The organism is Mesorhizobium sp. J8, assembly GCF_016591715.1.
GTDB lineage: Bacteria > Pseudomonadota > Alphaproteobacteria > Rhizobiales > Rhizobiaceae > Mesorhizobium.
Genome location: NZ_AP024109.1, coordinates 105575 through 129555, shown reverse-complemented (window position 1 = coordinate 129555; position 23981 = coordinate 105575). Strand labels below are relative to the sequence as shown.

Genomic DNA, 23981 nt, shown 5'->3' with positions numbered 1-23981 from the left:
TCAAATTTGACCCTGAGTCGGCTTGCCTTCCTGGCCCTCACAGGCTTTAGTGCGCGGCCATGGGCAAGGAAGTCGAGCGTAAGTTCCTGGTCTCCAGTCCCGCCTGGCGCGACAAGGTCGAGGTGGAGATCCGCATTCGCCAGTTCTACGTCGCCGCCCAGCCCGGCCGCACGGTGCGTGTGCGCATCAGCGACGGGCGCACCGCCAAGCTGACGCTGAAGTTCGGCGACAGGGCGCGCGAGCGCGACGAATTCGAATATTCCATCCCGCTTGCCGAGGCCGAGGAATTGATGGCCTTTGCCGTCGGGCGTGTCATCGAGAAGACACGCCACCATGTTAGACACCGCGGCTATCTCTATGAAGTCGATGTTTTCGGCGGAAAGCTCGCGGGGTTGGTGATCGCGGAGCTGGAGACGCCGGAGGACGTATCGGACGAAATGCTGCCCGACTGGCTCGGTCGCGAGGTCACCGGCGAGTCGAGATTCTACAACGCATCGCTGGCCCTCGGGGGATTCCGGAGATCGCCGCATGAGCTTCCGCATCGATCCGCGCTTGCCGCTGACCGGCGAGGTCAGGCGCATATTGGCCGACGAGATCGGCAAGGCAATTGGCCATCTCGAGATGGCGCGCGAGAAGCCGGAACAGGGCCTGCACAAATGCCGAAAGCGCCTGAAGAGCGTGCGCGCCTTGCTGCGTCTGGTTCGTTCCGGGGACGAACCGTTCTGCCAGACCGAGAACGAATGTTACAAGCAGGTATCGGCGCTGCTGGCCGGCCCGCGCGAGGCGACCGCGCTCATCGAAACCGTCGACCGCCTGGCCGATGCCTTTCCGGAGCAATCGGCCGACGGCGGTCTCGACCTCGTGCGCGAGCGGCTGGTTCTGCGCCAGCACGAGCTCCATGCCGGCCCCGGCCTCGACGCCGCCATCAATGCGGCGATCTCGGCCTGCCGGGAGGGTCTTGAGCGCATCGACCGGCTCGCTCTGCCCGATCAGCCGGAGCAGGCCGCCGACATATTGGCCGACGGCGCTCGCGCCACCTTGCGGCGCGCGAAGAAGGCGCTGGACAAGGCGGAAACACGCGGCGAGCCCGATGACTTTCACGACCTGCGCAAGGCTGCCAAGATGCATTCCATGCATCTGTCGCTGCTCGGCCGCCTGTGGCCGACGCCGATCAAGGCGCGCCGCAAGGCGGTGGACAAGCTCGGGGAAGAGCTCGGCGAATTGCACGACGTCTTCGTCATGCGCGCCCTGCTCGATGCCGAGGGCGAGCAGCTCGGCCCGCCCGAGGAAACCAAGCTTCTGCGCAAGCTCCTGAAGCGTTCGGAAAAGAGCCTCAGCAAGGCCTGCCTCGCCGACGCCGCCGAGCTGTTCGGCGACAGCCCGAAGCGCTCGGCCAAAAGACTCGCCCGCAAGGTACGCGACGACCTCGCGGCGCCGCAGGAAGAGGCGAAGGCGGCGTAGTGCGGCGCCTCTCCTTCTCCCCTTGTGGGAGAAGGTGGATCGGCGCGCAGCGCCGAGACGGATGAGGGGTGCTCCAGCTTGGCCAATGCGGTCGTCCAAAGCCGCGATCGCCAACGTCTCATTTCCTGGAACACCCCTCATCCGGCCGCTTCGCGGCCACCTTCTCCCACAAGGGGAGAAGGTGAGGCGCTACGCCGGCAGCGCTCGTCTCTCCATCGCCGCCCTTGCCCCCGCATCGCGCGGGTGCGGGCCGATCGGCATGATTGCGGGAAACGGTGTCGCGCCGAAGGCGAAGGTCCATTTGTAGCCGGTGAGCTGGTCTTCGGGCGTGGTGTGCTGGTCGTGATGGGCGAGCAGCCTGGCGCGTTCGGCGAGTTCCTCGGCCTCGCGCCGCAGCATCTCGGCCGTTTGCGGGCGCATCCGCCGGGAAAAGCTGATGAAGGTCGCGGCCTGCTCCATGTGACCGATCGCCCAACCGATGAAGTTCTTGTTGGTCATCTCGAAATGCGGCTTCAGCGGCCCCTCGAAATCCCACTGGATCGGGGTGTCGATCAGTAGCCTTGCCGACAGGCCGCGCCCCAGCGCCACCAGCCCGAGCTCCTCGAGGTCGCGCAGATAGAGGAACATGGAGGCTTCGCTCAAGCCCTGCGAGCGCATGATGCCTTCGGGCGTGAATTTCTCCGACAGCATGATGAAGACGAAGAGCAGCGCCGGCCGCATCGCCAGGCGGCGCTCGATCTCCGGCCCGACGCGGTTGGCCGGACCCGGTCCCCGGTTCATCGCGCCGAGCACGTTCTCCAATTCGACATCGGCCGCCGCGCAGATTTCCATCAGCCGGTCGAGCTTGCAATTCTGCTCATGGAAGATGCGCTTCACCGTCGGCTCCGAAACACCCATCCGTTCGGCCAGCGTCCGGTAGGTCAGGCCCTTGGCCTTCAGCGTCCGTTTCAGCGCCTCGAAGATCGGGCCGTTCATGGAATGCACCTCATTCGCGCGAATTCGTATCGATTGTCGATACTAGCGTCGATCCACCTTCCCGAAAAGTATCGAAAAATCTAGCTCTCCCTCGTCACCACAGGAGAGCACCATGAAGACCCTCATCGCTTCGACCGTCATCGCCATCGCCGGCATCGCGGCGGCTCCGGCTGCGCACGCCGGCGAGCTTTGGCGGGCATCCGGTTTCGAGCAGCCGGAATCGGCGCTTGTCGATGCTGCCCATAACCGCATCGTCGTCTCGAACATCGTCGGCAATCCCGGCGCGGCGGACGGCAATGGCTACCTGTCGCTGCTGTCGATGGACGGCAAGATGATCGCCCGCCACTGGGTGGACGGCATGGACGCGCCCAAGGGCATGGCGATTTCCGGCGGCAGGCTCTACGCCGCCGACATCACCAAGGTGCGCGTCGTCGATCTCGCCAGCGGCAGACTGGTCGAGACAATCGAGGTGCCCGGCGCCGTCTTCCTCAACGATATGACACAGGACAGCTCAGGCAAGGTCTATGTCAGCGACATGCTGGCCGACACGATCTATCGCATCGACGGCGACAGGCCGGAGCCGTTCGTCAAGGACGCTCTGCTCGCCTCGCCGAACGGCGTGTTCGCGGATGGCGACAGGCTGATCGTCGCCTCCTGGGGCAAGGGCATCAACAAGACCGATTTCAGCACCGCCAAACCTGGCGGCCTGCTGTCGGTCGACCTTGCCACGAAGAAGGTCACGCCGCTGCCCGGCGCTCAAGAATTCGCCGATCTCGACGGCGTCATCGCCATCGGCGACACCATCTACGCCACCGCCTACATGACCGGCACGCTCTACAGCTACAAGCCCGGCGACGCGCCGACCACGATAGCGCAGTTGAAGCCGGGCAGCGCCGACATCGGCACGGACGGCAAGCACATCTTCGTGCCGCTGATGGGCGAGGGCGAGGTCGCGGCGCTGACGCTGGATTGAGGGGGATAACGCTGCAGACGATTGAGAAGCGTCGGCGATTGACGAAAGCCTGTGCGACACCCGATCTCCCCGCTTTGCGGGGAGATGGCGGGCAGGCCAGAGGGGGTGCTGTCCGCCAACGTTTCTGGTGGACGGCACCCCGCCGACCGGCATTGGACCGTCACATCGGCAGCGCTGCCATCTTGGCTTCGCCGCTTGCTCCGCACTATCCGGCTCGCATCCGTCACATGAGCGAAGCCGTGAAGACATCCAGCCTGACCGGCGCCGTTTCGCCGACGATCCCGGTGCTCATATGCGCGCTGGCGATCTTTCTTTTGTCCGGCATGGACGCGGCCATGAAGTCGCTGACCATCGCCGTCGGCGTCTACAACACACTGCTGTGGCGCAGCGTGGTTGCCACCTTGGTGGCAGGCGCGGCGTGGTCGGCGGGCTCGCGTTCGAAGCCCGCCTTTCCGGTGCTGGGCCTGCATGCGCTGCGCGCCGCGATCGTCGGCATCGTCCTGGTCTTGTTCTTCTGGGGTCTGGCCAGGCTGCCGATCGCCGAGGCGATCGGGCTCAGCTTCGTCGCGCCGCTGTTCGCGCTTTTCCTCGCGGCATTGCTGCTGGGCGAGCGCATAAGGCGGCAAGCGGTCTGGGCGTCTCTGGCCGGCATGGCGGGCGTCGCGATCATCCTGGCCGGCCAGTTCGGGGCGGCAAGCCACTCGCAGGATGCCCTTCTCGGCACGGCCGCGGTGCTCGCATCGACGGTGTTCTATGCCTACAATCTGATCCTCTCCCGGCAACAGGCGCTGCTGGCCAAACCGGTCGAGATCATGCTGTTCCAGAACCTCTTCGTCGCGATCATCCTTAGCCTCGCAGCACCGTGGCTCGCGGTCGCGCTGCCACGCGATCTCTGGCCTCCCTTGGCCGGGGTGGCGCTGCTGTCGCTCGCCGGGCAATTCCTGATGAGCTGGGCCTACGCCCGTGCCGAAGCGCAATATCTGATCCCGACCGAATACTCGGCCTTCATCTGGGCGATCGCGCTTGGCTGGTTCTTCTTCGGCGAGAAGGTGGCCTGGACCACGCTGGCGGGCGCATGCCTCATCGTCGCCGGCTGCCTGATCGCCGCGCGCGCCAATCCGAAGCTTGCCGAGCCTATCGAAGCGACCGTTTGAGCAGGGCGCCTAGAGCATTTCACCGTTCGCTCTATCTCTTTGTTTTTACGCAATTCCTGGCGGAAAACCGCTCACACTTTTCCTGGAATTGCTCTAAGCCGTCGCCGCTTTTTCGCCCAGCTGCGCCCGCGCGTCGCGGATCGACGCTGCATAGGTCACCAGCGGCCGCTTGACCCCATGGCTTATCAGCGTGCGCCTGACTTGGGACGAGGCGCCCGCGATAATGAAGCGCCCTCCGGCGCGCCTGGCCTTGTGCACGGTGCTTTCGATGACGTTTGCCGCGGTCGAATCAAGGAAGGGCACCGCCGTGCAATCGAGGATGAAGTTCCTGCGCTGATCGGCGATACGGTCCAGCACCGTGGCGACCGTTGCCGCAGCGCCGAAGAAGAAGGCGCCGGAAATGCGGTAGATGACGGTGTCCGGATCGGTGGCGGCGGCGAGGTCATAGGCAACGCGCCCGCCATTTGCGTCGTCGGCGCGGTCCTCCGTCACCGACGGGACGTGCGCCTCCACCTCGACGGAGCGCGCCATGCGGCCGATGAACAGCAGCGCCCCTAGCGCAAAACCGATCACGATGCCGGTGGTGAGGTCGCGGAAGATGACAAGTCCGAACGTGACAAGAAGCACCAGGGCGTCGCCCCAGGACGATCGGATCAGCGCCAGGAAGGCTGGCTTTTCCACCATGTTCCAGGCCACTGTGGCCAGCACTCCGGCAAGCGCCGCCAGCGGGATATAGCTGGCAAGCGGCGCAGCCACCAGCATGAACAGCAGCAGGAAGGCGGAATGGAACATCCCCGACAACGGTCCATGCGCGCCGGCGCGGATGTTGGTTGCCGTGCGCGCGATCAGTCCGGTCACGCAGATCCCGCCGAACAGCGCCGAGCCGATATTGGCGATGCCCTGTGCCACCAGTTCGCAGTTGGAGCGGTGCCGTCGGCCGGTCATACCGTCCGCGACCACCGCGGAAAGCAGAGATTCGATCGCGCCCAGCAGGGCGAAGGAAATTGCATCGGGTACTACGGAGAGGAGCTTCTGCGCATCGAGCGCCGGTAGTATCGGATCCGGCAGCATGCGCGGAATCCCGCCGAATTGCGTGCCGATCGTCTCCACGGGAAGACCAAGAACCGTCGCGGCCAGCGAGGCCGCCGCGACCGCAATCAGCAGGCCCGGCCAGGAGGGCCGCCAGCGCTTCATGCCCACGATAATGCCTATGGTGAGCACGGCGAGAGCAATGGCTGCCGGATTTGCTGTGCCGGCCACCTTGCCGAGCGCGATGAGCCGCGGCAGCAGGTCGCCTGGCTCCTTGCCCGGCAGTGTCAGACCGAACATGTCGTGCAACTGGCTGGACAGGATAATGACGGCTATGCCGGCCGTGAAACCGACCGTCACCGGATACGGGATGAATTTTACATAGGCGCCGAGCCTCAGGTAGCCGGCCGCGATCAGGAAGGCACCGGCCATGAGCATTGCCAGGATCAGTCCGTCGATGCCGTGGCGGTCGACCGTCGAGGCCACGACCACGATGAAGGCGCCGGCTGGCCCGCCGATCTGGAACCGGCTGCCGCCAAGTGCACCGACGATAGAGCCGCCGATGATCGCCGTAAACAGTCCGCGTTCGGGCTCCACATGCGAGGCGATCGCGATCGCCATCGACAGCGGCAGCGCCACGATAGCGACCGTCAGCCCGGCGATCACATCCGCCCTCAGCTGCTTGAGGTGATAGCCCTCGCGCAGCACCGTGACCAACTTGGGCGTGAACAGCTCGACGAACGTTGGCTGCGTCTGATGGTGGATTGCCCGTCCCGCCTGGTCCATCGATTGAATCCGCTCCCAAAGCGGCGGAATCGTCGGCAGGATTTGTCGGCGGTTGCGTCGCGACTTCTGCGCGACTCAGCCTTGCGGGTTCGGTCCGGCTCCGGCTCTGAGGCGCACGCCCCGGCCGCCGCGCTCGCTGGGCTGGTTCTCGCCGATCAGCTCCACCCCGGCCTCGTTAAGCGCCTGGATCACTTTCATCAGCGTGTCCACCACGCCCCGAACCACGCCGTCGCTCGCTTCCATGCGCTGGATCGTCGGCAGCGAAACCCCGGCGCGCTCGGCCAGCGTCTTCTGGTCGATACCGGCCAACGCTCTCGCAGCGCGCATCTGCGCGGCAGTAATCATCGGCCAGAACCCTTGTCTGAGTCTGCAGTATCAATGGATAGTACAAATATCATGATGTTTCAAGCATCATCTTCAACAGTTTGACCATGACCGCTCAGTCGCTATCCGCCACCACTTTGCGCCGCTGCAGCAGGCGCGCAACGAGCCAGCATAGCATGGCCCAGGCAAAACCCGCGCACCAGCCGGCAAGCACATCGGACGGCCAGTGCACGCCGAGATAGACGCGGCTGGTGCCGACCAGAACGGTGGTGAGCACGGCGAGGCCGAGCACGAAAACCTTCGTCCTACGGTCCGGCAGGAAGCGGGCGGCCAGCGAGCCGAGAGTCAGATAGGTCACGGCCGAGAGCATGGCGTGGCCGCTCGGAAAGGACAGCGACGTCTCGTTGACGAGATGTGAGACAAGGTCGGGACGCGGCCGGTCGACCTCCAGCTTAAGCAGGCTGGAGAGCGCTTGGCCGCCCGCCACCGCCGCGAACATGAACAGCGCTGTCGCGGGTTTGCGGATCAAGAGCAGATAGACGATGGTCGCCGTCGTGATCAGCACCAGCACGACGGTGCTGCCGAGCGCGGTGACGTCGCGCACCGCGCCTTCCAGCCAGGACGGGCCGATCGGACTATCCGGCTGCCCGGCATGCCGGAAGGCGAGCAGGATCTCCGTGTCGAAGGCGTGCGGGGTCGTGGCGCGCGCCACCTCCATGAGTTCCACTAGGCCCCATAGTCCGCCGGCAATCGCCAGCCCGGCCAGCAGCACCGGAAATTCCAGCTTGTTGAGGAGCGTGTTGGCGATCGATTTCATGCAAGGCTTTGATCCCGCTACAGCCGCTGCATATAGGGCCCGAGCGTGATCAGCGCGACGGCGGCGATCGCCAGCACCATGCCGGTCGCCTGGAGGGCATTGAGCCGTTCGCCGAAGAAAGCGAGCGCCACGGCGTTGACCGCGACGAGCTGGATCACCGCCGACAGGCTGAACGACACCGACATGCCGAATTCGCGCACCAGCCTCAGCATGACCAGATTGCCGGCCGTGTAGAGCGCCAGCGTCAAAAGCAGCTTGGCGAGGCTCGGCGCCAGCCCCCATTGCTTGGCCGCCATCGCCGCCAGCACGAACATCACGGTTGAAATGCCGAGCTGCGCCAATCCCCAGAAACTCACTTGCCGTCCCCTTTTTCAAGCGCCGTCGCCGCGCGGCCGCAGCCCTTGTTTCCGAAGCCGGCGAGGCCGTCAAGCCGATCCGGCACCGCCTTGACCAGCCGGCAAACAATTGTCCACGATCGATCACGGCCGTGTCACGAAAATGTGATCGGCGCGCTTTAGGGGTCGAAGGGTCAAAGCTCAAGCCACCTCAAGAAGCCAGAGGACCACCATGACCGTGACCCCTGAGACCCGTTTCCGCACCAGCCAGCTCGAGGACAATGACGGTCCGCCCGTCAACCCGACCGACAACCGCACCATGGGCGAGATCATCGCCGCGCGTTTCTCGCGCCGCGGCTTCCTCATGGGTTCGCTGGCCGTCTCTGCCATCGCCGCCACCGTCAGCCCGCTGGCGCTCGTCGCCGCCGACGAGGCGCGTGCTGACGAAGCCTCGGCGTTCAAGTTCGACGAACTCGAGGCCGGCATCGACGACAAGCACCATGTCGCGCCGGGCTACGATGCCGACGTGCTGTTGCGCTGGGGCGATCCGCTGTTTGCCGATTCGCCGGAGTTCGATCCGCTGAAGCAGTCGGCCGAGGCCCAGGCGAGGCAGTTCGGCTACAACAACGATTATGTCGGCTACATCCCGATCGACGGCTCGGCCGAGCACGGGCTCTTGGTCGTCAACCACGAATACACCAACCCGCATCTGATGTTCCCCGGCATCGTGTCGATCGTCGAGAAGGACGGCAAGAAGGTCGCCGAGGTAGCGCCGCTCTCGAAGGCGCAAGTCGATATCGAGATGGCCGCGCATGGCGGCACCATCGTCGAGATCCGCAAGCAGGATGGCAAGTGGCAGGTGGTGCGCGACGGGAAGCTGAACCGGCGCATCATGTCGACCACCGAGATGGCGCTGTCCGGTCCGGTCGCCGGCCACGACCGTGTCAAGACCAATGCCGACCCGTCCGGCACCAAGGTCATCGGCACGCTCAACAACTGCGCCGGCGGCGTCACGCCCTGGGGTACCTATGTGATGGCCGAGGAGAACATTCACGGCTATTTCTCGGGCGAATTGCCGGAGGGACATAAGGAAGCCGCCAATTACAAGCGCCTCGGCATCCCTGAAGGCGCCTATGAATGGGGCGCGCATTACGACCGCTTCAACCTCGCCAAGGAGCCGAACGAGCCCAATCGCTTCGGCTGGATCGTCGAGGTCGACGTCAACGATCCGACCTCGACCCCGAAGAAGCGCACCGCCATGGGCCGCTTCAAGCATGAGGGCGCCGAGTCGATCGTCGCCAAGGACGGCCGCGTCGTCTTCTATCTCGGCGACGACGAGCGCTTCGACTATGTCTATAAATTCGTCACCGCTGGTAAGTTCAATCCCAGTGATCTCGCGGCCAACATGAACCTGCTCGATGACGGCCCGCTTCATGTCGCCAAATTCGCCGAGGACGGTTCGGTCGAATGGATGCCGATCGTGTTCGGGCAAGGGCCGCTGACGGCAGAGAACGGCTTTGCCTCCCAGGCCGACGTGCTGATCGAGACGCGGCGTGCCGCCGACCTGCTCGGCGCCACCAAGATGGACCGGCCCGAAGACATCCAGCCCAATGCCGGCAACGGCAAGGTCTATGTCATGCTGACCAACAATTCGAAGCGCAAGGCCGAGCAGGTCGACGCCGCCAATCCGCGCGCCGAGAACGCCTTCGGCCATATCATCGAGATCGTCGAGGACGGCGGCGACTTCGCCGCCGGCAAGGGCAAGTGGGAAGTGCTGCTGAAATGCGGCGATCCGTCGGTGGCCGATGTCGGCGCCACCTTCTCGACCGCGACCACCGCGCATGGCTGGTTCGGCATGCCGGACAATTGCGCCGTCGATTCGGCCGGGCGTCTGTGGGTCGCCACCGACGGCCAGGGTCCGAAGGCCACCGGCCGTACCGACGGCCTCTGGGCGGTCGACACGGAAGGAGCGGCGCGGGCGACCTCGAAACTGTTCTTCCGCGTGCCGATCGGCGCCGAAATGTGCGGCCCGCTCTTCGCGCCCGACGACCAGACGGCCTTCGTCGCCGTCCAGCATCCAGGTGACGGAGGCGAGGATTGGGAAGGGTTCGGCCGCCCGTCCTATTACGAGGATCCGTCGACCCGCTGGCCGGACTTCAAGCCGGACATGCCGGTGCGGCCGGCTGTCGTTGCGATCACCAAGCAGGGCGGCGGCAAGATCGCGGTGTGATGCGCTGAGGTAGCGCGGACGTTGGGGACTGGCGGAAGCCTCCCCAACGTCGTCATTGCGGGGCGAGCAGGAGCGAAGCACCGTCACGAAGGCCTCGGAATCCATTCCGTTACCTCGGGCGTCGGGCGCGACGGCGTGGAATTCTGCACCGTAGCGGCGCGTCGGAGCCACGGACAGGATTCTCGGGTCCGCGCTGCGTCGCTACGCTCCCTGCTTCACCCGTGGATGACGAAGCCGGCGTCTCACCCCGCCCGCTGAACCATCGCGATGTTCATCGCGCTGCGCAGCCGGAAGCCGATCGACTCGTAGAGCCTGATCGCCACGGCGTTGTTGGCAAAGGCGTGCAGATAAGGCACCTCGCCGCGCGCCATGATGCGGTTGGCCACGAACAGCGACAACAGCCTGGCGAGGCCGCCGCCGCGAAAATCCGGATGCGAGCACACGCCGCTGAGTTCCGAATAGCCGGGCTGCTTCATGCGCTCGCCGGCCATGGCGGCCAGCCTGCCGTCGATCTTCACGCCCCAGAATTCGCCGAGGCTCAAGGCCTCCAGCGTGAACGGGCCAGGCTTCGTCAGCGAGGCGAGCGCGAGCATCTCGGCCGCGTCCTGCCGCGTCAGCTGCTCGATCCGGGGGTCGGCGACCGTCTGCAAGGCGTGGCCTGCAATCATCTGCACGGCATCGGCGGTCATCGTCGCGACAAGCGCCGGCGGCAGGACGATGCTGTGGGCCTGAGCCAGGATGACGGTCTCGCCGGCGTGAATCAGCCTTGCGAGCGCGCGCAGGCTTTCCGGATCATCCGTTGCCGTGGCGGCGAACGGGATGACCGACGGCCGGTAGCGGCGCGCGAGATCGTCACCCTCCGCGAAAGTCCTTTGCCGTGTTGCGAGCGCGCTCCAGACGGGACGGTCGAGGATATGCTTCATGGCGTGGCGATCCTTTCGGCACGGCGATCGAGCGGCGTCTCGGCCAGACGATCCTCGATTGCGGCAAGCTGGCCGAGCAGCGGCCCGGAAAGATCGGCGCACAGATCCGCCACGGCATTTTCGATGCTCGGCCAGATGTCCCGCTTCGCCTGGTCGACCAGCCGCCTGCCGTTGCGGCTCAGCGAAACGATCCTGCGCCGCTGGTCTTCTTCCGAGGGGTTGACCTCGACAAGCCCCAGCTCGGCAAGCAGCGCCACGCTGCGTGTCACGCCCGGTTGCGCGACGCCCAGGGATTGCGCCAGCTCGCCGACCGGCAGCGGGCCGAGCCTGTCGAGCGCGGCGAGCAGCGGGTACTGGCTCGACTGGATGCGCATGTCCAGGCGGTCGAGCACGCGCTGCGTGTCGGCCTGCAGCTGCTCGCCTATGCGCTTCATCCGGCTGCCGAGGCAGAGAAAACCGAGGGATCGAAGAACGTCTTCCATGGTTGGCTCGTCGCATATTTATAACTTGATATATAACATTGCATGGAAATATCAAGCCGGTCTTCGCATGCCCGTTGCGGCAGCCGATGGGCGATAGCGGCCGCTTTGCGACGTTTGCCCTTCATTCGCCGCCAATTGCGTCCTATATCGCGCTGACGCGACGTGGCCGGCAGCGGTCGCCAGCGATTCGCGACCTGAGGGCGGCAGGTCATCACTTCTTGGCACGCGGAGCTCATGGCGCCCCTGCGCATCTATTTCGACAGGCTTCTCGACGCAGTGGCACCCAAGGTGCCGCGGCGCGAGTTGACGGACGACGAGCGCCTGGCGCTGGTGCGCCGGTACGGCGATTTCTCGCTCGCCTATTCGACCGCCGTGCAGCAGAAACTGTCCTATTTCAGCGACGGCGACGGCTACATCGCCTTCGGCACCAAGATGAGCCGCCATTTCGCGCTGGGCGATCCGGTGGTCGACCCGGCGGATCGCGCGTTCTATATCAAGCGCTTCGTCGAAGCCGCCGGCGGGCCGTGGTTCGTCCAGATCGGCGCCGAGACGGCCAAGGTGCTCGCCGGCCTCGGTTACATGGTCAATCGCCTCGGCATCGACACCAGGCTGCTTTTGCCAGCGCATGACTTTTCCGGCAAGCGCAACGAGACCGTGCGTTATTCCGAGCGCTGGCTGACGAAGAAGGGTTTTGTCATCGCCGAGGACAGGGGCGAGGGCCTGCACGAGGAGATCAGCCAGCTTTCCGCCGACTGGCGCAAGGAGCGCATCATCAAGCGCTGGGAGATGGGCTTCCTCAACCGTCGCTTTTCCGAAGAGCTCGGCGCCGACATGCGCCGCTTCCTCCTGCACAGCCCCGAAGGCCGGCTTCTCGCCATCCTCGATTTCGACCCGCTGTTCCGCGACGGCAAGGTGATCGGCTACACCACCGCCTTCAAGCGCAAGCAGACCGACGCGACGCCGCATGCCGAGATCGGCCTGACCAAATTCGCCGTCGACCGCTTCCGCGAGGAAGGCATCTCCGAAGTGACGCTCGGCCTCTCGCCGCTGTTCGGCATCGAGCCCAGCGGCTTTGCCGAATCGGGCTTCTGGCGCGGCGCCTTCCAGCGCGCCTACAACTCGCCCTGGGTCAACCGCTCGCGCTTCAACCTGCAGGGCCAGGCAGCCTTCAAGCGCCGCTTCCACGGCGTCGAGGAGCCGACCTACATCGCCTTCCGCAAAGGGACTTTCGTGGAGATGCTGGGGCTGCTGCGCCTGCTGAAGGCGATTTGAATACGCCCGATTTCCGGACGCGTCTGGTGTTCCTGGAGCGCAGCGGATCAATAAATTCAAGTTAAATTGAGTAGCTCTCTTAATGATACTCAAAGGGGATATTGATTAATTCGCCCGACGAACCTGGGAGAGAAACTGTGTTTGGGCGAATTAAAACTGCATTTGGTACGAAGCCTCCGGCTTCATCGCCGCCGCGAGCCGAGACTTGGTTGCCGTTCGACAAGATGGACGCTGCCCTGGAGGCTGCGGGCCGGTTGTTCACGCAGGCGCTCAACCAGGCGGGGCGAGACTGCGCCGGACTCGCGCTGAAGGGTCCGGTGCCGCCCGCCGTCGCTGGCCTGCTAGCTGACTGCATCGTCTATCCCGGCCAGAACGGTCCAGAATTCCTGACCCTCGGACTGACCCGGGATTTCAAGGGCTACACCTATCCGCCGCACTTCCGACTTTTCATGATCATCAATGCCGCGTTGCTGCTCGAAGACCTGCCACAATCACCGTTGCGCGTGGAAATTGCGCTCGCCCAGATCCCGCGAGCGCTGATCGACGCCCATATGATGAGGATCTGGATCAAATATATTCGGCCGACCGGCCTCGCATTGGTCCGGCAAGACAAGGCCGGTCTCGAATCCATTCTTCGCGGGCTCATCACCGAGAACATGGCTCTCCGGCGCCTCGCGCCGGACTGGATCCAGCAACGCTTCGATATGGAGCAGTGCTCGCGGGAATGGTACGCTGGTGGCTTTCCGGCGGCGATCGGTCAGCCGCTTACGCCAGATGTCAAACGCATCAACAATTTGCCGATGACGGAGTTCGTCGGCAAACTGATCACTGACTTTCTAGCCCAAACTCAGATGGAGGGGCTCAGAGAGCGATTTAAGTAGGCCATCCGTCAGTTCCTCAACCGGTAGCCCGTCTTGAAGATCCACGCCACGATCGCGATGCAGATGGCCAGGAACACCAGCGTCATGCCGAGGCTGACGCCGACCGAGACGTCGGCCTTGCCGTAGAAGCTCCAGCGGAAGCCGCTGATCAGGTAGACGACCGGGTTGAACAGCGTAACCGTCTTCCAGATGCCGGGCAGCATGTGGATCGAATAGAAGCTGCCGCCGAGGAAGGTGAGCGGCGTGACGATGAGCAGCGGCACCAACTGCAGCTGCTCGAAGGTTTTCGCCCAGATGCCGATGATGAAGCCGAACAGGCTGAAGGTCACCGCCGTCAGCACAAGGAAGGCGATCATCCAGAACGGATGCTCGATCCTGAGCGGCACGAACAAAGCGGCGGTGGCGAGGATGATCAGGCCGAGCATGATCGATTTGGTCGCGGCGCCGCCGACATAGGCGATGATGATCTCGAGATAGGAGACCGGCGCCGACAGAAGCTCATAGATCGAGCCGACGAATTTCGGGAAATAGATGGCGAAAGAGGCGTTGGAGATCGACTGCGTCAACAGCGACAGCATCATCAGGCCGGGCACGATGAAGGCGCCGTAGGCGATGCCGTCGATCTCGTTGATGCGCGAGCCGATGGCCGAGCCGAAGACGACGAAATAGAGCGACGTCGAGATGACCGGCGAAATGATGCTCTGCAGCACCGTGCGGAAGGCGCGCGCCATCTCCACCCGGTAGATCGCCCATACTGCGCGCAGGTTCATGGCTCTTGCCTCAGGAGATTGACGAAGATCTCTTCGAGCGAGCTGTTCTTGGTGTCGAGATCGCGGAACTGGACGCCGGCCGCCTCGAGGTCGCGGATCAGCGAGGCGACGCCCGGACGGTCGCTCTGGTTGTCATAGGTGTAGGTGAGCTGGTTGCCGTCGGCGGACAGCTCCAATGGATAGCGGGAAAGCCCGTCCGGAACGGCCGACAGCGGCGCGCGCAACTCCAGCGTCATCTGCTTGCGGCCGAGCTTGCGCATCAGCTCGGCCTTGCCCTCGACCAGGATGATCTCGCCCTTGTTGATGACGCCGACGCGATCGGCCATCGCCTCCGCCTCTTCGATATAGTGGGTGGTGAGGATGATGGTGACGCCGTCCTCGCGCAGGCGCCTGACCATCGCCCACATGTCCTGGCGCAATTCGACGTCGACGCCGGCCGTCGGCTCATCGAGGAACAAGACGCGCGGTTCGTGCGACAGCGCCTTGGCGATCATCAGCCGGCGCTTCATGCCGCCGGACAGCGTGATCGCCTTGGAATCCTTCTTTTCCCAGAGCGAGAGGTCGCGCAGTACCTTCTCGACGAAATCCTTGTTGGGCGCCTTGCCGAACAGGCCGCGGCTGTAATTCACCGTCGCCCAGACCGTCTCGAAGGCGTCGATGGTCAGCTCCTGCGGCACCAGCCCGATCAGGCTGCGCGCCGCGCGGTAATCCCGGCCGATGTCGTGGCCATCCACCGTGACGGTCCCCGACGAGCGGTTGACGATGCCGCAGACGATCGAGATCAGCGTCGTCTTGCCGGCGCCGTTCGGTCCCAGCAGCGCGAAGATCTCGCCGCGCTCGATGTCGAGATTGATTTCCTTCAGCGCCTTGAAGCCGGTGGCATAGGTTTTCGTGACACCGGAGATCGAGATGATGGACGACATGCTGAAATACGGCCGGCTGGAAAAGGTGACCTGATATAGGTCGGATGCCGCCCGGTGCAAATGGGAAGCGACGCCCCTGCTGACAATTCTGGACAGTGAGCGCGCCTTTCTCCCGGTTTACGGGCTGGCATGCCCGCCGATCGGCGCAGACGCCCGAGATTGGCGGAAGCCGCCCGAGCCTCGTCATCCACGGGCGGAGCAAGGAGCGAAGCGACGCGCGCAGACCCTAGAATGACGATCGCGAGGAGCGTTTCGGCCAATCGCCAAGGCGTGTCATCCGTGCCAGGCAACTGACCGGCCTTCGTCAGCTTTTACTGGAGGCCAGCACCAGCACCGGCTTTTCGCTGTAGAGCTTGGGGAACAGCGCCTTCAGGTTCTCGATCTTGGGCAGGTCGTTGTAGACGATATAGGGATAGGTCGGGTTCAGCGTCAGGAAGTCCTGGTGATAATCCTCGGCCGGGTAGAAGGTCTTGCCGGTTTCCAACGTCGTGACGATCGGCTTCGGGAAGACCTTGGCCTTGTCGAGCTGGGCGATGTAGCTCTCCGCGATCTTCTTCTGCTCGTCATTCTCGGCGAAGATCGTCGAGCGGTATTGGGTGCCCTGGTCCGGTCCCTGGTAGTTGAGCTCGGTCGGGTTGTGCGCCACCGAGAAATAGACCTGCAGCAGCTGGCCGTAGGTGACCTTCGACGGGTCGTAGGTGATTTCGACCGACTCGGCATGGCCCGTGCGGCCGGTGCCGACCACTTCATAGACGGCGTTCTCGGCGCTGCCGCCGGTATAGCCGGACACCGCCTTGCTGACGCCCTTGACGTGCTGGAACACGCCCTGCACGCCCCAGAAGCAGCCGCCGGCGAAGATCGCCTTCTCGGTGCCGCTCGTCGCCTTCTCGTCCAGAGCCGGCGGCGGGATCACCACCGCGTCCTCGGCCGAACGCGCCGGGCTCTGCCAGAACACGGCCGCGGCCGCGCTCAGCACCAGGGCGGCCAGCGCGCCTTTGGCAAGGAATGGCCGCCGTGCGGCTTTTGTCTTTATGCCGTTCATGTCTGATCTCCTTGCTGTTGTCACAGTATATACGAACGCAGCCGCCACGAGGTTCTCACTTTGCCGTGCGGCGGCTAGTCGCCGACGCCCCCTCATCCGGCCCTTCGGGCCACCTTCTCCCCGAGGGGAGAAGAGAGCGCCGGCGCTGACAGTCTCCTCTCCCCACCGGGGAGAGGTCGGCCGAGCGGAGCGGAGGCCGGGTGAGGGGCAGTGCTCGGCTCATCCTTACTGAGCGGTCGTGTCCGCCGGCTTCATGGCGTCGGTTGCTGGCTTCATCGCATCCGCCGGCTTCATCGCATCCGTCGTCGCCGGCTTCATCGCGTCCGTGGCGGGCTTCATCGCCTCGGTGCTCATCGCATCGGGCTTCATCGCATCGGCCGGCTTCATCGCGTCCGTCGCCGGCTTCATGGCGTCGGTCGCCATCGCATTGGCGGGCTTCATCGCGTTGGTCGCGTCGTCGGCGCGGGCGCCGGCGACAAGGACGGACGCCGAAAGCGCGAGGGCCAGAGCCGGCAGCGTGAGGAACTTGGTCATGGGTCGTACTCCTTGGGTAATGGCGCGCGGAAGCGGGCCGGGTTATGCGTTGCCGCTTTCATGCGGCCCCGCGCGAAGATAAGGAAAATCAGTTGGCGGCGGCGGCCAGGATCGGTCCGCCGCCCGGTGCCTGCACCAGCACCGCGGTGCTCAAGCCGCCGGTCGCCGCCGGTAGCGGCAGCGTGGTGGCCTCGCCGTTCCAACTGCCAAGCTTGGTCAGCGCATGCACGACATTGGCGTGCGGCAGCGTGCGCCCCGTGTTCTCGCCGCGCGCCACCGGCACTTCGACGACGCCCCTGGTGTAGCGCACCAGCCAGATGTCGGCGCCGCCGCCCGGCGCCTTGCCGGCTGCGATGCTGACCTTGCCCTGGGCGAGCGAAAGCTCCGGACCTTGCGTGCGGCCGCCTTTTGCGATCAGGCTCTGGATCTCGCCTGGCGCCGCGCCCACGCCGTCGCTTCTGCCGTTCACCACGACTTGCGGCGTGAACGGCCCGTCGCGGCCGAGCGACGGCTCGTAGGTCACCTGGCGATCGGTGAATTCCTTGCGGCCGAACGTGTCCTTCCAGCCGAGATAGTCCCAGTAGGTCACGTTGAACGACAGCGCCAGCACGCCCGGCTGGTCCTTGACCTTGATCAGGTTGGCGTTGGCCGGCGGGCAGGACGAGCAGCCCTGGCTGGTGAACAGCTCGACCACGGTGAGCGGCTGGGCGGCAGCGGCGCCTAGCGTGGCGGTAAGCATCGCGCCGGCGAGCAGGCTTGTCTTCAATCCGGTCATGGGAAGCAGTCTCCGTAGCGGGTCATGCTCCCATTTCGCCGGGCTGGAGGGGTTCGTTACAGCTTCACCGGTTTGTGATTACGCACTTCCCTTCTCCCCTTGTGGGAGAAGGTGGCTCGGCGCGCAGCGCCGAGACGGATGAGGGGTCCTCCAGCGGAGTGAGGCGTTGATCCTGCCTCACAGCCAGGGCTGCAGGCCGTCATCCTTTACATAGGCGATGATCGTATCGCAGACGCCGTCCAGGTCTTTCAGGACATCGTCGTTCCAGAAGCGCAACACCCGAAAGCCGCTAGCCCTCAGTTCAGCGCTGCTAATACGATCGGAATCCGAGTCCGCATGCTGGCTACCATCGAGCTCGACGATGAGCCTCGCTTCGAGACAGGCGAAATCGGCAACGTATTTCCCGATAGGCACCTGCCGGCGGAACTTGATCCGATCGAGCCTGCGGTCGCGCAGTTCGTGCCACAATTTGTTTTCCGCTTCCGTCATTTCACGGCGAAGCTTGCGGGCAAAGCCGCGCTTGGCTTGAGGGACAGGTTGATGTGGCATTGCGTCAGACTAGCTAGCCGGCCGCCGCGCTCCGTCCAACACCCCTCATCCGTCTCGGCGCTGCGCGCCGAGCCACCTTCCCCCACAAGGGGGGAAGGAGAGGCGCCATCACTGCGTCAGCACCGTTTCCGAGGGTCGCTGGTTGTAGTCGCACTTGCCTTGCACGGTGTAGAAGAAGTCGGCGTTGGTGTATGCCGCCGGCACCGCGTTGCCGCCGTCTTCCCAGGCCTGGTAGCCGGTCTGGCCGCAGGGCACGGCGGTGAAGATGTCGACCTTCTGGCCGGTCGCCACTTCCGTCAGGTTGGTGGCGCTGGTGCCGATATAGAGCCGGTTCGACGTGGTCGGATCGTTGGACTTGAGCACGGTCGGGTTGCCCGACGGCACGTCCATCTCGAGATAAAGCTGATCCATCTGGCTGACGTCGATGACCGCGCCGCCGCCATTGGCAGGATAGAAGGTATCGACGCAGTAATAAGTCGTGCCGTACTGATCGGTCTGGATGGCCGTTCCGGACGGCACGGTCTTCTGCAGGTTCTTCAGCGTGCCGGTGGTGCAGGCCTGGCTCTGCACCACCGTGGAGGTGGACCCGTTGACGGTGCTCACGGTCGTGGTGCCGTAGCCCTTCGGGTCGCCATAGCCATTATAGGCGTAGCTGATCGTCATCAGCTTCTGGGCGGTGGTCTGGCCGAACTTGGTGCCCCACAGCGTCATGGTCTTTGCCCAATAGCCCGACACCTTCGTCACCTTGAACGTGGTCTGCACCAGCGCCGGCGTCTTGCGCACCGAGGAGCCGACGCCGACCTGCACCGCGTTTATGCGGGCGACCTGCATGAAGGTGGTGGGCATCGGGTAGCTCGCCGTGGCGGTGAAGGTCGCCGTGCCGGTCGCATCGACATTGACGCCGGTCAGGGTCGCCGTGCCCTGGCCGGCATTGGCCGCATAGGCCTGCTGCAGCGCGGTCTGGCGGTCGGAAAAGCTCGTCGTGGTGGGCAGCGTGGTGACCGCGATGACCGCGGCGTCGAGCGCGTTCTGCATGTCGCTGCGCGTCGTCACCGCCGAGGTGTAGTCGACCGAGAAGCCGACCGCCGCCACCAGCGGGACCGTCAGGAGCACCATCATCGGCATCATCGAGCCGTCGCGTCGGGCAAGAAATTGCATCACCGTCCCGGCCACCCCGGCCAGGTTGAACTTTCGGGCAGAACTGGGCATTTCAGGGCCTTCGTGGTCGCAGCTAAGTCGGTTTACCATCCGGCGCGAAACATCCGCGAAAGCGGTGTATGAACATTTAAGCGGTTTTGAATATTTCGTGAGCGGGATGTGATCTTCCCTTCCCCCCTTGTGGGGGAAGGTGGATCGGCGCGCTAGCGCCGAGACGGATGAGGGGTGTTCCAGCGGAGTGAGACGCTGGCGAACTCCGACTGGATAAGCGGTGCCGCCAAGCTGGAACACCCCTCATCCGTCGCCTTCGGCGACACCTTCTCCCACAAGGGGAGAAGGGGGAGACGCCCCGCCGCTTGCCCCTCAACCCCGCCCCTGCTAAAGCGCGCCGCATGACGACGCCGCTCGACCACATCCGCAATTTCTCCATCGTCGCCCATATCGACCATGGCAAATCCACGCTTGCCGACCGGCTGATCCAGCTCACCGGCGCGCTGGAGGAGCGCGACATGAAGGAGCAGGTGCTGGACTCGATGGATATCGAGCGCGAGCGCGGCATCACCATCAAGGCCCAGACCGTTCGGCTCAACTACCGCGCCAAGAACGGCGAGGACTACGTGCTGAACCTCATCGACACGCCCGGACATGTCGACTTCGCCTATGAGGTGTCGCGCTCGCTCGCCGCCTGCGAAGGCTCGCTCTTGGTGGTGGACGCGTCACAGGGCGTCGAGGCGCAGACGCTCGCCAATGTCTACCAGGCCATCGACAACAACCACGAGATCGTCGTGGTGCTGAACAAGGTCGACCTGCCGGCGGCCGAGCCCGAGCGCATCCGCGAGCAGGTGGAGGAGGTGATCGGCCTCGACGCCTCCAACGCCGTGCTGATCTCGGCCAAGACCGGCCAGGGCGTGCCGGACGTGCTGGAGGCGATCGTCCACCAGCTGCCGCCGCCGCGCGAGGGCGACATCAACGCGCCTCTGAAAGCGATGCTGGTCGACAGCTGGTACGACGCCTATCTCGGCGTCATCGTCTTGGTGCGCATCATCGACGGCGTGATGAAGAAGGGCCAGACCATCCGCATGATGGGCACCGGCGCCAAATATCTCGTCGAGCGTACCGGCGTCTTCAAGCCGGCCCGCGTCAATGTCGACGAGCTCGGCCCGGGCGAGTTCGGCTTCTTCACCGGCTCGATCAAGGAAGTGGCCGACACCCGCGTCGGCGACACCATCACCGAGGACCGCCGCCCGACCGCGAAGGCCTTGCCCGGCTTCAAGCCGGCGCAGCCGGTGGTGTTCTGCGGCCTGTTCCCGGTCGACGCCGCCGATTTCGAGGATCTGCGCGCCGCCGTCGGCAAATTGCGCCTCAACGACGCGAGCTTCTCCTATGAGATGGAAACCTCCGCCGCGCTCGGCTTCGGCTTCCGCTGCGGCTTCCTGGGGCTTTTACACCTGGAGATCATCCAGGAGCGGCTGGAGCGCGAGTTCAACCTCGATCTCATCGCCACGGCGCCCTCCGTCGTCTACCGCATGAACCTCATCGACGGCACGGTGAAGGAGCTGCACAACCCGGCCGACATGCCCGACGTGGTCAAGATCGCCTCGATCGAGGAGCCGTGGATCCGCGCCACGATCCTCACCCCCGACGATTATCTCGGCGGCATCCTGAAACTCTGCCAGGACAGGCGCGGCATCCAGGCCGACCTCTCCTATGTGGGAAAACGCGCCATGCTCACCTACGACCTGCCGCTCAACGAGGTGGTGTTCGACTTCTACGACCGGCTGAAGTCGATCTCCAAGGGCTACGCCTCCTTCGACTATCACCTGACCGACTATCGCGAGGGCGACCTGGTGAAGATGTCGATCCTGGTCAATGACGAGCCGGTCGACGCGCTCTCCATGCTGGTGCACCGCTCGGCGGCGGAAAAGCGCGGCCGCGCCATGTGCGAGAAGCTGAAGGAGCTGATCCCGCAGCACCTCTTCAAGATCCCGATCCAGGCGGCCATCGGCGGCCGCATCATCGCCCGCGAAACCGTCTCGGCCCTGCGCAAGGACGTCACCGCCAAATGCTATGGCGGCGACGTGACCCGCAAGCGCAAGCTGCTCGACAAGCAGAAAGAGGGCAAGAAGCGGATGCGGCAGTTCGGCAAGGTGGATATCCCGCAGGAGGCGTTTATCCAGGCGCTGAAGATGGGGGATTGAGGGGGCGTTGGCGCGTCGGATGTCGTTGATGAATATGGGTGCACGGAGCCAGGTAGCGCTTCGATAGTAGCATCTGTATTAGCTCAACGAAAAATGATTAGGCGAGAATACCCCACTTGCGTTTAGCGGAGCATGCCAACATAGTGCCCTCGGGGGGAAGGGGACTATGTACGATTTCGAGGTTATTGATGCAGCGCCTGACCATCTTGCGCTCGACCATGAGAACCCGCGTTTCTTTCTCAGAGAGAAACTCAGCCAGACACAAATTATTGAACAGCTAGTTGTATTCGAAGATATAGCAGTTCTCGCCCGCAGCATAGCAGAGAACGGCCTCCTTCCCGGGGAACGATTGATTGCAATTCGGGAAGGCGGGGCCATGGTTGTTGTAGAAGGGAACAGGCGCCTTTGTGCGATAAAACTACTACTCGACCGAACTTTGATCCCGGCAACTCATAGGAACAGTTTTCCGGCACCAACCGCTGAGGTAAGTCAGTCGCTGAGAACGTTGTCCGTCGATTTGCTGCCAGACCGCGTCGCCGCCGAACCCGTGATCACTCGGCGGCATACCACTTTTGGCGTTAAACAATGGGGCGTCTTGCAGAAGATTCGGCGGACTCAACGGTATTGGGAAAAATTTAAGAGTCTGGACCTTGTGTCGGACACGCTTGGCTTCTCGAAGGCCGATGTTGCCCGGGATATTCGAGAATTTGCGCTTGTAGACCTTGGTTTAACGCTGCCCCGTTGGACGAAAGCGGAGAAGGCGCGTCTGAACGACATTCACCTCTCGGCCAATCCGTACATCCGCTTTATAAGCAGGCAAGACGTCCGCGACGCATTGGGCGTGGCGTTCAATGCGGATTTCAAGCTTGAGCTAACCAAGAATCGAGAGCGCACCAAAAGGGCTGTTGAACATATTGTTCGGCAGTTCCTCCTACCATTAGCGGACGGCGGACCTCCTCCGAAAAACACTCGCGCGAATGAAATGGAGGAACTTGCTGAGATAAATAGGATATTCGAGTCCTCGGAAAACGACGTCGGCGCCAAGGATCAAGATCAGGCTGATGAAAAGTCGGGTGAAGATCAAGACGCGGGTCAGGACAACGCTGAGTCGTCTGGAGGAAAGGACCGTGATGCGGTCAGAGACCCATTCTTCAAGACTCTTCGTGTCACAATTTCCGATCCAGCGGTCCACGTAGTCGCCTCAGAGATAAAGAAAGTAACGCCGAACCGCCCATTGACGGCGTGCCTGCTTCTCCGTGGTTTGGTAGAGACGGTTTTTGCCTTTCGGTTAGATGAAAAAGGGCTTCTACCTCCCAACGTGAAGAACGGGAGGGGACCTGCCATCAACAGCCTGGTAAACTCTGTTATAGCTAATTACAATGAGCTTGGGCTATCGTGGGGCGTTCACGCAGCAGTTGTGCCTAACAGCACAGAAGTAAAGAGGATCGCAAACCATCTACGTGTCGTGCTGCAGAAGCTACCATGACAGTAAATCCTCTACGTTTCCCGGGAAGCAAGAGCGGATTTGCTCCTATCTTTGCCGATATATTGCGAATAAATGGAATTACGACGGATACTCTTGTTGAGCCCTATGGCGGTGGCATGTCGGTATCGCTTGAATTGTTAAGTCAAAAGCGGGTCAAGCGGGCAATCGTGTGCGAGCGAGATCCTCTAATACATGCATTTTGGACGACCGTTAGAGAGAATCCGGACTACCTCGTGGATCGAATTTCGAGCGTGGAGGTCAACCTCGAAACTTGGCAGGAAATGCAAACCTACCTGGTTAATGGCCGGCCCGTGGATTTGAAGGAAAAGGCATTTGCTTTTCTGTTTCTAAACAGAACGTGCTTTTCTGGAATAATTACCGGAGGACCGATCGGTGGCTACAAACAGTTATCAAAATATAAGATAGACTGTAGATTTTATAGAAAAACCCTAATCGACAGAGTCCAGCAGGCTTCTCCGCTTCTGCAGAGCGTTGAGTTGATAAACGGAGATGCTGTCGACCTTATAAGATGGCGGCGGCGCCCAGATGAGGTTTGGTACCTCGATCCGCCCTACGTCGCTGCCGGACGAAAACTTTACAGGTATTACTACGAACCTGAGGAGCACAAGGGGCTATGGGAGGCGCTTCAAAATAAGGATGCAAGGTGGTTTCTTAGCTATGACGTTTGCCGTTTGATAAAAACGATATATTTGCAAAAGCATGTGTACGAGGTGAAATTCGAATATTCGGCGAGGAAAAAGGAATCTCGGCCGGAGCTTTTAATTGCGAGTCACGCGACAGCATTACCTGAAAGTGTACACGCTATAAGAAGTTTCAAACCCACCGGAATGCCAAATACCCAGCGATCGGCGGCCATAGCTCAAAGCGCTTGATGGAGCTCATA

Annotated in this window: 23 protein-coding genes and 1 pseudogene; 10 read left to right on the top strand and 14 right to left on the bottom strand. The window is 63.2% G+C overall.

The features are described from left to right. Positions 1 to 59 precede the first annotated feature (59 nt). A pseudogene (locus tag MJ8_RS00670) lies at positions 60 to 532 on the top strand (CYTH domain-containing protein). Beyond that, on the top strand, positions 529 to 1461 hold the full coding sequence (locus MJ8_RS00665) for a CHAD domain-containing protein (RefSeq protein WP_201412624.1): 933 nt from the start codon (positions 529 to 531) through the stop codon (positions 1459 to 1461). The pseudogene MJ8_RS00670 and the gene MJ8_RS00665 overlap by 4 nt, the downstream one beginning before the upstream one ends. Positions 1462 to 1650: 189 nt before the next feature. On the opposite strand, the gene MJ8_RS00660 is transcribed toward MJ8_RS00665, so the two are convergent. Beyond that, positions 1651 to 2436: a helix-turn-helix domain-containing protein gene (locus tag MJ8_RS00660; protein WP_201412623.1), complete on the bottom strand. Its 786-nt coding sequence runs from the start codon at positions 2434 to 2436 to the stop codon at positions 1651 to 1653. 112 nt (positions 2437 to 2548) lie between these two features. Between MJ8_RS00660 and MJ8_RS00655 the strand changes: the two genes are divergently transcribed. Then, positions 2549 to 3409: an SMP-30/gluconolactonase/LRE family protein gene (locus tag MJ8_RS00655; protein ID WP_201412622.1), complete on the top strand. Its 861-nt coding sequence runs from the start codon at positions 2549 to 2551 to the stop codon at positions 3407 to 3409. A 227-nt stretch (positions 3410 to 3636) separates the two neighbouring features. Further along, positions 3637 to 4563, top strand: a complete 927-nt coding sequence (locus MJ8_RS00650) for a DMT family transporter (RefSeq protein WP_201412621.1) — start codon at positions 3637 to 3639, stop codon at positions 4561 to 4563. A 93-nt stretch (positions 4564 to 4656) separates the two neighbouring features. Here MJ8_RS00650 and MJ8_RS00645 read toward each other — a convergent pair whose 3' ends face one another. The 4 genes from MJ8_RS00645 to MJ8_RS00630 all read right to left on the bottom strand — a co-directional run bounded on the left by MJ8_RS00645 (position 4657) and on the right by MJ8_RS00630 (position 7875). Continuing rightward, positions 4657 to 6378 carry a SulP family inorganic anion transporter gene (locus MJ8_RS00645; protein ID WP_201412620.1) on the bottom strand — a complete coding sequence of 574 codons (1722 nt, stop codon included), beginning with the start codon at positions 6376 to 6378 and terminating at the stop codon, positions 4657 to 4659. Positions 6379 to 6453: 75 nt separating this feature from the next. After that, positions 6454 to 6723 carry a helix-turn-helix domain-containing protein gene (locus tag MJ8_RS00640; RefSeq protein WP_201412619.1) on the bottom strand — a complete coding sequence of 90 codons (270 nt, stop codon included), beginning with the start codon at positions 6721 to 6723 and terminating at the stop codon, positions 6454 to 6456. Between the two features lie 94 nt (positions 6724 to 6817). After that, complete coding sequence (locus tag MJ8_RS00635; protein ID WP_201412618.1) at positions 6818 to 7519, bottom strand: phosphatase PAP2 family protein; 702 nt, start codon at positions 7517 to 7519, stop codon at positions 6818 to 6820. A 17-nt stretch (positions 7520 to 7536) separates the two neighbouring features. Beyond that, positions 7537 to 7875: a hypothetical protein gene (locus tag MJ8_RS00630; RefSeq protein ID WP_201412617.1), complete on the bottom strand. Its 339-nt coding sequence runs from the start codon at positions 7873 to 7875 to the stop codon at positions 7537 to 7539. A gap of 211 nt (positions 7876 to 8086) precedes the next feature. Here MJ8_RS00630 and MJ8_RS00625 point away from each other — a divergent pair, with 211 nt between their 5' ends. Then, the gene (locus MJ8_RS00625) at positions 8087 to 10084 is read left to right on the top strand and encodes a PhoX family protein (protein ID WP_201412616.1); all 1998 of its coding nucleotides are present in this window, start codon (positions 8087 to 8089) and stop codon (positions 10082 to 10084) included. 242 nt (positions 10085 to 10326) lie between these two features. On the opposite strand, the gene MJ8_RS00620 is transcribed toward MJ8_RS00625, so the two are convergent. Continuing rightward, complete coding sequence (locus MJ8_RS00620; protein ID WP_201412615.1) at positions 10327 to 11007, bottom strand: GNAT family N-acetyltransferase; 681 nt, start codon at positions 11005 to 11007, stop codon at positions 10327 to 10329. Beyond that, positions 11004 to 11489, bottom strand: coding sequence for a MarR family winged helix-turn-helix transcriptional regulator (locus MJ8_RS00615; RefSeq protein ID WP_201412614.1), 486 nt, complete (start codon positions 11487 to 11489; stop codon positions 11004 to 11006). The genes MJ8_RS00620 and MJ8_RS00615 overlap by 4 nt, the downstream gene beginning before the upstream one ends. Positions 11490 to 11723: 234 nt before the next feature. Between MJ8_RS00615 and MJ8_RS00610 the strand changes: the two genes are divergently transcribed. Beyond that, on the top strand, positions 11724 to 12761 hold the full coding sequence (locus tag MJ8_RS00610; protein WP_201412613.1) for a phosphatidylglycerol lysyltransferase domain-containing protein: 1038 nt from the start codon (positions 11724 to 11726) through the stop codon (positions 12759 to 12761). Between the two features lie 209 nt (positions 12762 to 12970). Beyond that, the gene (locus MJ8_RS00605; RefSeq protein ID WP_201412612.1) at positions 12971 to 13642 is read left to right on the top strand and encodes a hypothetical protein; all 672 of its coding nucleotides are present in this window, start codon (positions 12971 to 12973) and stop codon (positions 13640 to 13642) included. Between the two features lie 8 nt (positions 13643 to 13650). On the opposite strand, the gene MJ8_RS00600 is transcribed toward MJ8_RS00605, so the two are convergent. The 7 genes from MJ8_RS00600 to MJ8_RS00570 form a co-directional block, all read right to left on the bottom strand. Next, positions 13651 to 14412: an ABC transporter permease gene (locus tag MJ8_RS00600; RefSeq protein ID WP_127305553.1), complete on the bottom strand. Its 762-nt coding sequence runs from the start codon at positions 14410 to 14412 to the stop codon at positions 13651 to 13653. Then, the gene (locus tag MJ8_RS00595) at positions 14409 to 15335 is read right to left on the bottom strand and encodes an ABC transporter ATP-binding protein (protein ID WP_201412611.1); all 927 of its coding nucleotides are present in this window, start codon (positions 15333 to 15335) and stop codon (positions 14409 to 14411) included. Before MJ8_RS00595 ends, MJ8_RS00600 begins: the two co-directional genes overlap by 4 nt. Positions 15336 to 15639: 304 nt before the next feature. After that, positions 15640 to 16377, bottom strand: coding sequence for a peptide-methionine (S)-S-oxide reductase MsrA (gene msrA / locus MJ8_RS00590; RefSeq protein ID WP_201412610.1), 738 nt, complete (start codon positions 16375 to 16377; stop codon positions 15640 to 15642). 225 nt (positions 16378 to 16602) lie between these two features. Next, positions 16603 to 16911, bottom strand: coding sequence for a hypothetical protein (locus tag MJ8_RS00585; RefSeq protein WP_201412609.1), 309 nt, complete (start codon positions 16909 to 16911; stop codon positions 16603 to 16605). Positions 16912 to 16999: 88 nt separating this feature from the next. Then, complete coding sequence (locus MJ8_RS00580) at positions 17000 to 17686, bottom strand: DUF1223 domain-containing protein (protein ID WP_201412608.1); 687 nt, start codon at positions 17684 to 17686, stop codon at positions 17000 to 17002. A gap of 177 nt (positions 17687 to 17863) precedes the next feature. Next, positions 17864 to 18235, bottom strand: a complete 372-nt coding sequence (locus MJ8_RS00575) for an endonuclease domain-containing protein (protein WP_201412607.1) — start codon at positions 18233 to 18235, stop codon at positions 17864 to 17866. A gap of 108 nt (positions 18236 to 18343) precedes the next feature. Beyond that, on the bottom strand, positions 18344 to 19444 hold the full coding sequence (locus MJ8_RS00570; RefSeq protein ID WP_318528198.1) for a TadE/TadG family type IV pilus assembly protein: 1101 nt from the start codon (positions 19442 to 19444) through the stop codon (positions 18344 to 18346). A gap of 341 nt (positions 19445 to 19785) precedes the next feature. Between MJ8_RS00570 and lepA the strand changes: the two genes are divergently transcribed. From lepA to MJ8_RS00555, 3 genes are all read left to right on the top strand, one after another. Next, positions 19786 to 21591, top strand: a complete 1806-nt coding sequence (gene lepA, locus MJ8_RS00565) for a translation elongation factor 4 (RefSeq protein ID WP_201412606.1) — start codon at positions 19786 to 19788, stop codon at positions 21589 to 21591. A gap of 166 nt (positions 21592 to 21757) precedes the next feature. Then, the gene (locus tag MJ8_RS00560) at positions 21758 to 23077 is read left to right on the top strand and encodes a hypothetical protein (RefSeq protein WP_201412605.1); all 1320 of its coding nucleotides are present in this window, start codon (positions 21758 to 21760) and stop codon (positions 23075 to 23077) included. Next, entirely contained in the window at positions 23074 to 23970 is an 897-nt protein-coding gene (locus MJ8_RS00555) for a DNA adenine methylase (RefSeq protein WP_201412604.1), read from the top strand. Before MJ8_RS00560 ends, MJ8_RS00555 begins: the two co-directional genes overlap by 4 nt. Positions 23971 to 23981 lie beyond the last annotated feature (11 nt).